Source organism: Gilliamella sp. X-46 (genome assembly GCF_057063525.1).
Window position 1 is genome coordinate 399,516 of the sequence record NZ_JBXSQH010000001.1, and the last position, 10,764, is coordinate 410,279.

12 protein-coding genes and 1 tRNA gene are annotated in these 10,764 nt (G+C 33.7%); 8 read left to right on the plus strand and 5 right to left on the minus strand.

Translation table 11 applies throughout. From position 1 onward, the window contains the following. Positions 1–140 precede the first annotated feature (140 nt). Together ACYIAJ_RS02080 and ACYIAJ_RS02085 are read left to right on the plus strand one after the other, a co-directional pair. On the plus strand, positions 141–1,568 hold the full coding sequence (locus ACYIAJ_RS02080) for an AAA family ATPase (RefSeq protein ID WP_065590040.1): 1,428 nt from the start codon (positions 141–143) through the stop codon (positions 1,566–1,568). After that, positions 1,561–2,145, plus strand: coding sequence for a hypothetical protein (locus tag ACYIAJ_RS02085; RefSeq protein WP_483559299.1), 585 nt, complete (start codon positions 1,561–1,563; stop codon positions 2,143–2,145). The genes ACYIAJ_RS02080 and ACYIAJ_RS02085 overlap by 8 nt, the downstream gene beginning before the upstream one ends. Before the next feature lie 643 nt (positions 2,146–2,788). Here the strand turns inward: ACYIAJ_RS02085 and ACYIAJ_RS02090 are convergent. Then, complete coding sequence (locus ACYIAJ_RS02090) at positions 2,789–3,130, minus strand: hypothetical protein (RefSeq protein WP_483559297.1); 342 nt, start codon at positions 3,128–3,130, stop codon at positions 2,789–2,791. A 109-nt stretch (positions 3,131–3,239) separates the two neighbouring features. Between ACYIAJ_RS02090 and ACYIAJ_RS02095 the strand changes: the two genes are divergently transcribed. The 5 genes from ACYIAJ_RS02095 to ACYIAJ_RS02115 all read left to right on the plus strand — a co-directional run bounded on the left by ACYIAJ_RS02095 (position 3,240) and on the right by ACYIAJ_RS02115 (position 5,544). Then, positions 3,240–3,509 (plus strand): hypothetical protein, encoded by a 270-nt coding sequence (locus tag ACYIAJ_RS02095; RefSeq protein WP_483559295.1) that lies wholly within the window; start codon positions 3,240–3,242, stop codon positions 3,507–3,509. Positions 3,510–3,651: 142 nt separating this feature from the next. Continuing rightward, positions 3,652–3,828 carry a hypothetical protein gene (locus tag ACYIAJ_RS02100; protein WP_483559293.1) on the plus strand — a complete coding sequence of 59 codons (177 nt, stop codon included), beginning with the start codon at positions 3,652–3,654 and terminating at the stop codon, positions 3,826–3,828. A 14-nt stretch (positions 3,829–3,842) separates the two neighbouring features. Beyond that, entirely contained in the window at positions 3,843–4,451 is a 609-nt protein-coding gene (locus ACYIAJ_RS02105; RefSeq protein WP_483559291.1) for a Sak single strand annealing protein, read from the plus strand. Then, positions 4,432–5,040 (plus strand): lambda exonuclease family protein, encoded by a 609-nt coding sequence (locus ACYIAJ_RS02110; RefSeq protein WP_483559289.1) that lies wholly within the window; start codon positions 4,432–4,434, stop codon positions 5,038–5,040. The genes ACYIAJ_RS02105 and ACYIAJ_RS02110 overlap by 20 nt, the downstream gene beginning before the upstream one ends. Positions 5,041–5,151: 111 nt before the next feature. Further along, positions 5,152–5,544, plus strand: coding sequence for a single-stranded DNA-binding protein (locus tag ACYIAJ_RS02115; RefSeq protein ID WP_483559288.1), 393 nt, complete (start codon positions 5,152–5,154; stop codon positions 5,542–5,544). A gap of 64 nt (positions 5,545–5,608) precedes the next feature. Here the strand turns inward: ACYIAJ_RS02115 and ACYIAJ_RS02120 are convergent, their stop codons facing one another. Further along, complete coding sequence (locus ACYIAJ_RS02120; RefSeq protein WP_483559286.1) at positions 5,609–5,971, minus strand: hypothetical protein; 363 nt, start codon at positions 5,969–5,971, stop codon at positions 5,609–5,611. 537 nt (positions 5,972–6,508) lie between these two features. Between ACYIAJ_RS02120 and ACYIAJ_RS02125 the strand changes: the two genes are divergently transcribed. After that, positions 6,509–7,561, plus strand: coding sequence for a tyrosine-type recombinase/integrase (locus ACYIAJ_RS02125; RefSeq protein ID WP_483564265.1), 1,053 nt, complete (start codon positions 6,509–6,511; stop codon positions 7,559–7,561). Between the two features lie 16 nt (positions 7,562–7,577). Here the strand turns inward: ACYIAJ_RS02125 and ACYIAJ_RS02130 are convergent. From ACYIAJ_RS02130 to rep, 3 genes are all read right to left on the minus strand, one after another. After that, positions 7,578–7,654: transfer RNA gene (locus tag ACYIAJ_RS02130), tRNA-Arg, on the minus strand. A gap of 206 nt (positions 7,655–7,860) precedes the next feature. Then, entirely contained in the window at positions 7,861–8,643 is a 783-nt protein-coding gene (locus ACYIAJ_RS02135) for a hypothetical protein (RefSeq protein ID WP_483559283.1), read from the minus strand. Positions 8,644–8,680: 37 nt separating this feature from the next. Further along, positions 8,681–10,696 carry a DNA helicase Rep gene (gene rep, locus ACYIAJ_RS02140; RefSeq protein WP_483559281.1) on the minus strand — a complete coding sequence of 672 codons (2,016 nt, stop codon included), beginning with the start codon at positions 10,694–10,696 and terminating at the stop codon, positions 8,681–8,683. Positions 10,697–10,764: the final 68 nt, after the last annotated feature.

Sequence of the window (10,764 nt, forward strand, 5' to 3'; positions counted from 1 at the left end):
GAAGTTTCTAGTTTCATAATAATTGAAGGTAGTATATCATACCTAATAGATTCAGTTAATTTGATAATTCATTTAAAATAACACACTGTCTATTTTTACTACATGATACAACAACTATTACTTAAGAGAACTAAGCTCATATGAAGTTTAATGTTAACATAGAAAACTTTGGTAAAATTCAAAACGCAAATATAACATTAAGTAATTTTACTGTGATAGCAGGCAGGAATGGTTGCGGAAAAAGTTTTGTAACTAGGGCTTTTTATAGCTTCTTTAATACAATAAATAAAGATCATTTAACAAAAAATTTGCTAAATGATATTGGAGTAACTGACTTTTTTTTAAATAAAATATTATCAACAAGTAAACTCAATACAAAAGAAACTACATCACTCTTATTAATGAAACAAGCGATTGATGACTGCGTTAATTTCATACAACATAATGTTGATGCTCATTATTTATCAGAGCAATTTTTGTTGACAAAACAATTAAATGAAAAATTAAAAAACATAATAAATAATTTCAAAGACTTTAAAAACGAGCTTGGAAGTAAACAAAAAATACAATCTTTCGTTGAAGAATTAATAGGATTAGATGATATCATTCACAATTTAGATCTTTTAGCTAAAGACCCTATTAATAATATAGCAAAATCAATTGAACAAGATCTTAGATCTGAATTACAAGAAAATTTTCAAATTGCTAAATTATCTCAATTAATTAATTATAATAACAATAAAAAATTTTCTTTTAACTTTGAAAAATTAGGCACAATAAGTTTGCAATATAATGAAAGAGAAAAGCAAGACAGCATTGCATTTGAACTTAATTCAGCTAGCATAGATCAGTTTCAACAGCTCAATAATATTGTGTATATAGAATCCCCTATATTTTGGAAAATACGACCTGCTTTAAATTTAATCAAAAGAAATCAATTTCTTAATAGATCTCTTCGTTCTAAATTTTTTCAAAAAGAATTGTTGGGTATCCCAAAATATTTTTTTGATTTATCGAACTTATTGGAGGTTAATTATACATTATCACCAATAGTTACTAAATTTGAAGAAATATCTTCCACCCTAAAAGATGCAATTGGCGGAAAATTTGATATTTCTGACAGTGGGGACATTCTTTTCAAAGAAAAGAATTGCGAAAACAGTTCTTTTTCACTTTATTTAACTTCTACAGGAACAACAAACCTAGGAATGCTATCTTTATTATTAGATAAAGGAATTATTTCTGATGGTAGCTATTTATTTATTGACGAACCAGAAATTAATCTACACCCGAATTGGCAAAGAATGATGGTTGAGTGTTTATTAGAGTTATCAAAATTAAACGTTCATGTTGTAATCGCTACTCATAGTATTGATATGATTAAATGTATCGAATTGTTAATTAATAAAAATGAAGATTTAGTAAGTAATGATCACTTTGCAATTAATCAGCTATCATCAGAAGGTATCTCAATCAACAATGAAGAAAATATATTCAACAAAATTAAAGCGATTAAAGATGATTTGGGTGAATCTTTTTTACAGATGTTTTTAGAAGAAAATGGCTAAAATTGAATTAAATAAATTTTTTAAAAAAATAGATCCAGAATTTAGAGATATAACAAAGGAATTGCTAGAACGATTACCTAATGGTTATTTGCTTGATAATGATGATGGGTTAAAAAAACATTGTAATTGTGATAATTTAAAATCTGTTGATTTTCTATTAGAAAAAGATGGAAATCTATATTTTACCGAATTCAGTGATTTAAATGCTGAAGATGGAAATATTAGAAAGAAAATAACACAACAGATTAATTGTTGTGAACAGGCAAAATCTTGTCCAGTTAAAGGACACTATCCCAAGCTACTTCAGAATATTAAAGTAAATGATTTTGCTTTAAAATACAAAGATACTTTATTATTATTACTCTCAATTAAAAACGATCTGGAACCTAAAACCATATTTCATGAAAATGCAGATAAATGGCATTTTTTAATAGTTTATAATAAAGAACTTAACTCTGATCTTGCAAGATATTTAGATTTATTAAAATCGAATATAAAATCTTCATTACCTACAAGATTATTGAATAAAGATAACTTTAAAATTCAAAATTTAGATAACTTCATCAATAATTTTTAGTCCGTGTATTCACAATAGTCTAGTTAAAGCTGCTTAGTTCATTCGAGATAAAATAAAGCCCCTTTCGGGGCTTTTTTTACACCTAAAATCCCACCACAACTTTAAAACACCTTTCTGGTTAAAAAATAATTTGCAATTCAATATTACTCATAACTCGCATACAAAAAAACAATTACAGAATACTTAAATTTATTTTAGATTTCTTAAATATTTTATTGACAATTAATTTTAGATATCTTAAATTATTACACATCAAAACAAATCAACTTAACAAAAGAATTAAGCAATACCACGAGTTACTTAATTAGTTAAGCGAGATTCAAGTAGCTAGCTGGAGCATATGAAAGTACAGCGGTTTTGATAGCAATCACAGCAGTACGCATCGGGTGAGCGACTTAATCACTCCCAGCCTCGAAAGAGACCGACTGGCCATCAAGTTCTTTAGTAAGAAGATTGCTTAATTTTATATAGCAACCAGAGATTAGAGGCGGCTACTGGTTGCTGATTCCGCCTAGTGGGTGACTGGATGAATTGTGCAGGTAAACCACCAAGCAGGCTGAGAGGTCTGCGTCTAATATTCAAACCAAATGTCTTTCAACGAGAGCCATCTAGTTTGATAATTAGCAAATAGCTTACAAATAAATTATGAAATGCGTGATAATATTCTCAAAAAGACTCTTGCAGCTGCGATTATATCTGAGCAAGTATAAATGAAAACTAACCCCATTAATAGGAAGGCTAAAAGTGCCAAAACAGAGTTTTTGTTTAGTATCATTTTACATAGCCCTATTGAAGTCATTAACATCAATATGCACCTAGCTAAAAAAACTAAAAATATTAGCCCTGCTCCATAAACTGAGTTTTTAGATAAACAAAAAATTATAAATGTTGATAACTGCAAAACAAAAAAAACAAAAACACCAAACACCCAAAAAGTTACGGTTAGGCTAAGCTCTCCCCTAACTAACCTATTGAATATATTCATATCAGTTCCTTTTGTATAAATAAAACGCATTATACTGCCAAATATATTATTCACAAACTTATTTAGGAGTGAATTTATGAATTAAAACTACCAAATTTCGAGGTGAGTTATGCAATTACATAGAGCTGTAGAGAACGGTTACGAAAAAGCATATTGCAAAATGATGAACGATGTCGAAATGCAAGATGCTAAAGATAATTGGATTGAAACTAGAGCCGAAGAATTAATTAAAAATTTCGGTAACGACAATGATTGGCAAATTGTAGAGCTACTAAAAATAAAGCTAGAAAGCAAAACAATCGACAAAGAAATTTATGACCAATTTATAACCGACATATGCTATTCACAAGCAAAAACTGAGTATAGCAAGAGATTCTGACAGCTCGGAAAGACGAGCACATACTACATCCGCTTGCCCTCTTTTGAGGGCTTTTTGGGGATGACCTAATGTATTTTGACGCTGAGAGCTTCTGATTTAGAAGACATAACAGATTGGTTTTTCAAAGAATTGAGGAAATAGCATGAACACAATCCCAATTGATTACGTCGGCTGTAATGTACATGACACAGACCGATTCAGACTAAATTACAAAATAACTAAGGGCGAACAACTATACGCCCTTTTTTGTACCTACGCTTTGACATTGGGTGGGTTATTTATGTGGTTTAGCTGGATGTTAGAAGTAGCAACGAATTAAAAAGGAATATACAAATGGCAGAATCATTTGAAAAGAAAATTTGGGAAACTCTATCGCAGGTTAATGTTAACGACAAAGTTGAAAAAAAGAACGGATTAACATATTTGTCTTGGGCGTGGGCATGGGGTGTTTTAATGGAGTATTACCCTCAATCCTCATACATAATTAACCCACCAACCACAGAAATGGATGGCTCTATGACGGTTAGCGTAACGCTAACAATAAAAGAGGATAACAACGAGGCAACTCGATTTATGTGGCTACCAGTTATGGATTTTAAAAACCACGCTATTAAGTCACCAAATTCAGTAGATATTAATAAAGCGACCATGCGATGTTTAACTAAAGCCATATCTATGTTTGGGTTGGGTTTTTATATCTATGCTGGTGAAGATTTACCAGAAGAAGAAAAACAGGCGCAAAAAATTAATGAAGATGCGTTAAACAAAAAACGAGAATCATTAATCAAAGCGGTTGAACAATCTGCACAAAAAGGCATTGATGCAATGGGTGAGTTTTGGAAATCGTTATCAATTGAAGACCAAAAACTTATCGGGTCCACTGAAAAGCGCCGTATCTATGATATAGCAAAAGAGGCTAATAATGGAACAGCGAACGGATGAATGGTTTAACGTGCGACTGGGCAAAGTAACCGCAAGTAGAATTAGTGATGTGATGACTAAAACAAAAAGCGGTTATTCGACTAGTCGTCAAAATTACATGGCTCAGCTGATTTGCGAACGACTAACAGAAAAACCAACCGAATCATACTCTAACGCCGCAATGCAACGCGGCACAGAGTTAGAGCCAACAGCTAGAGAAATGTACATACTTAACCAATTTGACGTAACCGTTAAAGAAGTTGGCTTTATTCCCCACCCTACAATCGAAAACGCTGGCGCTAGTCCTGACGGGTTAGTAAATGATGACGGGCTGATCGAAATAAAATGCCCGAATACGTGGACACACTTAGAATTTATGCAATCACTAAAGCCAAAGCGTGAGTACATCTTACAAATGCAATGGCAAATGATGTGCACAGGTCGAAAATGGTGCGATTTTGTCAGTTATGACGATAGATTACCCGATAATTTGAGTTTTAGGTGCATACGAATTCATTACGACGAAGCATTAGCTCAAGAGATAGAAGCAGAAGTTATCAAATTTCTGCAAGAACTCGATGAGCGTATCAAACAAATAGAAGCCTCATAACCGTCCAAGTGACGGTTTTTTTAAAGGAAAGAATTATGACTAGATTAACTAAAACTATCAAAGAGCAAATTTGTAAAAATGCAATTGATCAATCATTAGTGGAGCAAGAAAATGGCAATTAACACAATGACAGCAACGGGTAACGCAGGAAAAGATGCGGAATTACGTTATCTACAAAACAATACAGCGGTAGCAGAATTTCAATTACCAGTTAAACAAGGTTACGGCGAACATCAAAAAACATCATGGATTAAGTGCATTTTATGGGGTAAGGTCGCGGAGGGTTATGCACCGAAGATCAAAAAAGGCGATTTGGTAGTAGTTAGCGGTGAGTTTTATGTTGAAGAATGGCAAAAAGATGGTGCAACATTCACAAGACCGTGTTTGCGAGTATCTCAAATTCAATTGACTAAAAAGCAGGATGAACAACAGCCTCAACAATCTAAACCGCAAACAACTGCGCCAGAACCACCGATGGATTTTGACGACGATATACCTTTTTAAATCAAATGGTTATAAAAAACCGCTCATGTAGCGGTTTTTTATTGTGAGTTATATTATGGAACATCTACCAAGATAATTCCTTATTGTCGGCTTTATTGTTTTCTTCATACATCATTAGTATGTTGCTATAACTACACATATCTAAACCACTATTACAATAATCTTTAATTACCTGATCCATTATTTTTCTATTTTTTGCCTTAGTAGCTTTTTTAAATGCATTTAAATTCTCTTGCTCCATCATTCTCAAATTGGAAGCTTGGCACATATCTAGTTGTTCACAATAATCTTTTTTTACGTTAGCCTTAATATATTCGATAACTTCTTGCTTTTGAGCCTCCGAACCATCAAAGTCCATTGGATGAATAAATTTAGCTTGTGCGGCTGTAGAAAATAACATCGAAAGTAATATTATCTTTTTCAACATAAGAATCCCTTTTTTGACTATTAATTTTTATTAATAATACTTTTTTATATTGTTTTTGAAAGTTCAAAAATCAAAATGAAGTAAATTGTACTTAACAAAGTATAAAATAAAGCTTTTATTGAAGCAAACTCGTTTTATACCACCCTATTCTATTAATTTTACAAATATTCTCACGCCCATTATTTGGCGTACGATAACTATTATCTAAAGGAAACAACCATGACAACACACGAACTAAAAATTAAATCAGAGTATTTTAATACAGCGAATTACTTAGTGTGATTTTTTGATGAGAGATGAGAAGAAATTTTAGGAGTAAATAATGACACCGCTACATGATATGCGATATGTGGCAAAAGCATTGAAACTATCGGAGCATACGGTACGAGCAAATCCTGCAAAATATCACATGTACAAAATCGGGGGCTTTTGGCGCATATCTGAATCGGATTTACAAAATTACATAGACGAGAGCAAGAAAAGAAATAATAATGTTATTCGGCTAGCTCTTGTTAATGACAAAAAGGAGGTTAAAAAATGTCATTATCAAAGAGAAATGGCGTCTATTATATCGACATCCGCACACCAAGCGGCGAACGAATTAGACGCTCTACTGGGGTGAGTGATAAAAAACTCGCTCAGGAATATCATGACAAAGTAAAGCATGAAATGTGGGCAATAAGCCGACTTGATAAGCGTTTAGAACGTACATTTGACGAAGCTTTATTGTTACTACTAAATGACGGAAAAGACCAAAACGATTATGCAACTAAAGTTCGTCATGCAAAATATTGGCGCGCTATTTTTGGTGGTAAAAATTTGTCATCGATTACCGGTGAAATGATAGATAATAATCTGCCAACACATAACGCGAAAAATAAAAAACCATTAGCTCCAGCTACAATAAATAAATATCGCAAAATAATACTTAGGGCGTTGAGTCTAGCTCAAAAGAACAATTGGATTGCCTCCGTTCCATACGTCGGAAAACAGAAAGAACCAAAAGTTAGGGTTAGATGGGTAACAAAGCAACAAGCTCAAGAATTGTTAAGAAACATATCTCTAGGATGGTTGCGTGATGTTTGTTTATTTGCGTTATTAACTGGTGCAAGACGAACTGAAATTTTATCATTAACTTGGGATAAGATAGATTTTCAAAACAAAATAGCTATAGTAAGCAACGATATTGCAAAAAATGGCAAAGCAAGATCGCTGTTATTAAATGATGAGGCTGTTGGGTTATTAAAAAACAGACGACTCATCAATAGCAAGTATGTTTTTGTGAGTACAAATAATAACCCATTAAAAGATATTGATCGACGCGCTTTTAATCGTGCTACGGAAATTTGCAATATTGATGATTTCCATTTTCACGATCTACGCCACACGTGGGCTAGCTGGCACGTTCAAAGTGGAACACCTCTTTTTACATTGCAAGAATTGGGTGGTTGGGAAACGTTGGAAATGGTAAAAAAATATGCGCATTTAAACGCTGAGCATTTAAGCCATTTTTCAAATGCAGTCACATTTTGGTCACAAAATCAAAATAAAGATAATCAAGCTTTGAGCTTGGCGGTTGCAAATCATTGATTATCTTATCTTTTAATGGCGTCCCCTACAGGATTCGAACCTGTGACCTACGGCTTAGAAGGCCGTTGCTCTATCCAGCTGAGCTAAGGAGACTGGGATTGGATTTGTTGATTAGACGCTGTGTATTATATAAAGCTATTTCTATCCGTCAATGATTTTTAATGGTTTATTGCGTTGGATTGTCAAAATATCACCAATCTAGGTGTTTATTTTTTGTTTTGGTCATGAATATAGACGACCTATAAGCAATTTGGTGACTATTTGATATATAGCGCTTTATTTGTTAATCGTTTTTGATTTTAGTTATTTTCCTCTATTTTTTCAGGTTGCTTTATTTTTTTGTTGGCTATTTTGCATAGTTCTTCACATTTGCTTTTTTTCATCACTTCAATAATGTGTGATAACTGTGCTTCAAATGCCGGTTGTTGAGTTATTAGTGTTTCAGCCTTTTCGATAATTTGTAGTTTTTGTTGTTCAGTTATCACATTTGCATAATTTTCAGCCGATTGTTCTAGAGTAGTGATAATATTAAGTTTGGATTGTTCAGTTAAACAGTCCGGTAGTTCCATCCACTTAAATCCACCATAATAGTATTTTAACATTTCTACTTGCATCATTTTTGTACTATATTTTATAACTCCACCCTTCTCCGCTTCTGGAAGTTCTTTATAAAACTGGTTAACCTGCTGTGATATTGCCGCAAAATACTTTATATTAAAATTACTTAATAGAATGATTTCAGCTTGGAATTTTTTTAGGTTATTGGTTAGGTCTTGGCTCGTTAATTGGTTTGATTTATTTGGCGAAAAGATCAAATACATTTCTACTATATAGTTAATATAATTGGTGATTTGCAATTGTTCGTCTAATTTATCGTTTGAAAAATTTCCAATAAGTTTGGGATCGGTGAATTTGCTAAGGATTTCTTTACCTTTTGCTGTATCCAATCTAGGTAATGTTTTTTGAGATTCAATTTGTTTAATTAATAGATAAAACTGCGTGTTGTCAGAGTGATAATTAAAGTCTATCGCATGCGTAAAGCAACTGATTAATATTAATATGACACTTATCATTAACTTCATATTTTGTATTCCTTACATTGTCATGATTAATATTTGCTTATTTAGCCTTGGCAATTTGCGCTTTTAGCATGGCTAGGCGGCTTTGTCCTTGTTGCATTTTTTTTTCGGGAGATAGTTCGTTGCGTTGATCTTGCCATGCCAAGTCATCTTGTGGCAGTTCTAATAAGAATCGACTTGGTTCGACTTGTATTGTTTCTCCAAATTGTTTACGTTGTCGGCTAAATGAAAATGTGAGCTCTTGTTGAGCTCGAGTAATGCCTACATAGGCTAGGCGGCGCTCTTCTTCGATATTGTCTTCATCAATACTGTTTTGGTGAGGTAATAAGCCTTCTGACATACCAACTAAATACACATAAGGAAACTCTAACCCTTTCGAAGCATGCAGTGTCATAAGCTGAACTTGATCGAGCTCTTCTTCGGTTTCGTTACGTTCTAGCATGTCTCGTAAGGTAAATCTGGCAACAGCTTGTTCAAGTGTCATAGCTTCGTCAATATCATCGCCTTTTAACATATCATTTAACCAGCTAACTAGCTGTTCAACATTGCGCATACGCATTTGGCCTGATGCTGGGGATGTGGATGTTTCATAAATCCAGCTTTCATAATTGATACCATGCAGTAGTTCATAAATCGCGTCCATCGGTTCATGATGTGATTTTTGAATAAGCGTATCAAACCAATGAATAAATACCTGTAGCGATTCCATGCGTTTGCCAGATAGTAGTTGAGTTAACCCCATATCATGACTTGCTTGATATAGGCTAATACCTCGGTGATTTGCCCACTCCCCTAATTTTTGGATGGTTGCTGGGCCAATTTCTCGTTTTGGTGTGTTGATAATGCGAATAAACGCATTATCATCATCAGGGTTAGTTAATAACCGTAAATAAGCCATTAAGTCTTTGATTTCAACACGTGCAAAAAACGAGGTTCCGCCCGATATTCGATATGGTATTCGGTATTGCATTAGCATTTTTTCAATAAGACGCGCTTGATGATTACCACGATACAATATGGCATATTGTCCGTATTGGCTATTATTCGTAAAACGATGACCAATAAGATCATTAATAACTTTTTCGGCCTCGTGTTCTTCACTATCGGCCGAGATGATTCTAATAACTTCACCATAGCCAAGCTCTGAGAAGAGTTTTTTTTCAAATATATGTGGATTATTTTCGATTAAGATGTTGGCAACTTTTAAAATACGACCCGATGATCGGTAATTTTGTTCGAGTTTGATTACTTCTAAATTTGGGAAGTCCTGTTTCAGTAATACTAAGTTTTGTGGACGTGCGCCTCGCCAAGAGTAGATTGATTGATCATCATCGCCCACCACAGTGAATTTAGCTCGGTTGCCAACAAGTAATTTGATAAATTCGTATTGGCTAGTATTAGTGTCTTGATATTCGTCAACTAGCAAATAACGAACTTTATTTTGCCACTTTTCGCGGACTTGTTCGTTGTTTTTTAATAATAGTGTAGGTAGTAAGATCAGATCATCAAAATCTAAAATACTACACGATTTTAGTTGTTTTTCGTAAAGTTGATAGCAGTGTGCAAAAAGCTTTTCTTTGTTAGTTTGCGCCCTTGCCATGGCAAGGGTTGAGTCGATAATGTCGTTTTTCCAATTTGATATGGTTGAGCGCAGTTGGTTGATAAGGTCTTTATCTCCATCTAACCATTGCTGTGTGAGTTCTTTTAATAGTGCTGTTTGGTCGTGATCGTCAAATAAAGAAAAGTTCGACTTGATGCCAAGGTGTTTATATTCTTTGCGGATAATATCTAACCCTAAAGTATGGAATGTCGATATTTTTAGCCCTCTAGCCTCTTGTTTGCTGAGCGATTGAGCAATACGTTCCTTCATTTCACGTGCGGCTTTGTTGGTAAAAGTGACGGCAATAATGTGGCGTGGTAAATACTCTTTAACACGAATTAGGTAAGCAATTTTGTTGATGATAACCCGAGTTTTTCCAGAACCAGCGCCCGCTAATACAAGACAAGGGCCTGAAACATATTCGACAGCTTTTTGTTGGCTTGAATTTAAACGCACTGAATAAAAACCATTATGAAAAATGTGGATTAGTATATAACGATATACTAGTTGCGTCCAATTATCAT

Bases quoted from the DNA above. Each gene is read 5' to 3' on its own strand.
- ACYIAJ_RS02085 (WP_483559299.1), top strand. From the start codon at position 1,561: ATGGCTAAAATTGAATTAAATAAATTTTTTAAAAAAATAGATCCAGAA.
- ACYIAJ_RS02090 (WP_483559297.1), bottom strand. From the start codon at position 3,130: ATGAATATATTCAATAGGTTAGTTAGGGGAGAGCTTAGCCTAACCGTA.
- ACYIAJ_RS02110 (WP_483559289.1), top strand. From the start codon at position 4,432: ATGGAACAGCGAACGGATGAATGGTTTAACGTGCGACTGGGCAAAGTA.
- ACYIAJ_RS02080 (WP_065590040.1), top strand. From the start codon at position 141: ATGAAGTTTAATGTTAACATAGAAAACTTTGGTAAAATTCAAAACGCA.
- ACYIAJ_RS02120 (WP_483559286.1), bottom strand. From the start codon at position 5,971: ATGTTGAAAAAGATAATATTACTTTCGATGTTATTTTCTACAGCCGCA.
- ACYIAJ_RS02125 (WP_483564265.1), top strand. From the start codon at position 6,509: ATGTCATTATCAAAGAGAAATGGCGTCTATTATATCGACATCCGCACA.
- ACYIAJ_RS02105 (WP_483559291.1), top strand. From the start codon at position 3,843: ATGGCAGAATCATTTGAAAAGAAAATTTGGGAAACTCTATCGCAGGTT.
- ACYIAJ_RS02135 (WP_483559283.1), bottom strand. From the start codon at position 8,643: ATGAAGTTAATGATAAGTGTCATATTAATATTAATCAGTTGCTTTACG.
- ACYIAJ_RS02095 (WP_483559295.1), top strand. From the start codon at position 3,240: ATGCAATTACATAGAGCTGTAGAGAACGGTTACGAAAAAGCATATTGC.
- ACYIAJ_RS02100 (WP_483559293.1), top strand. From the start codon at position 3,652: ATGAACACAATCCCAATTGATTACGTCGGCTGTAATGTACATGACACA.
- ACYIAJ_RS02115 (WP_483559288.1), top strand. From the start codon at position 5,152: ATGGCAATTAACACAATGACAGCAACGGGTAACGCAGGAAAAGATGCG.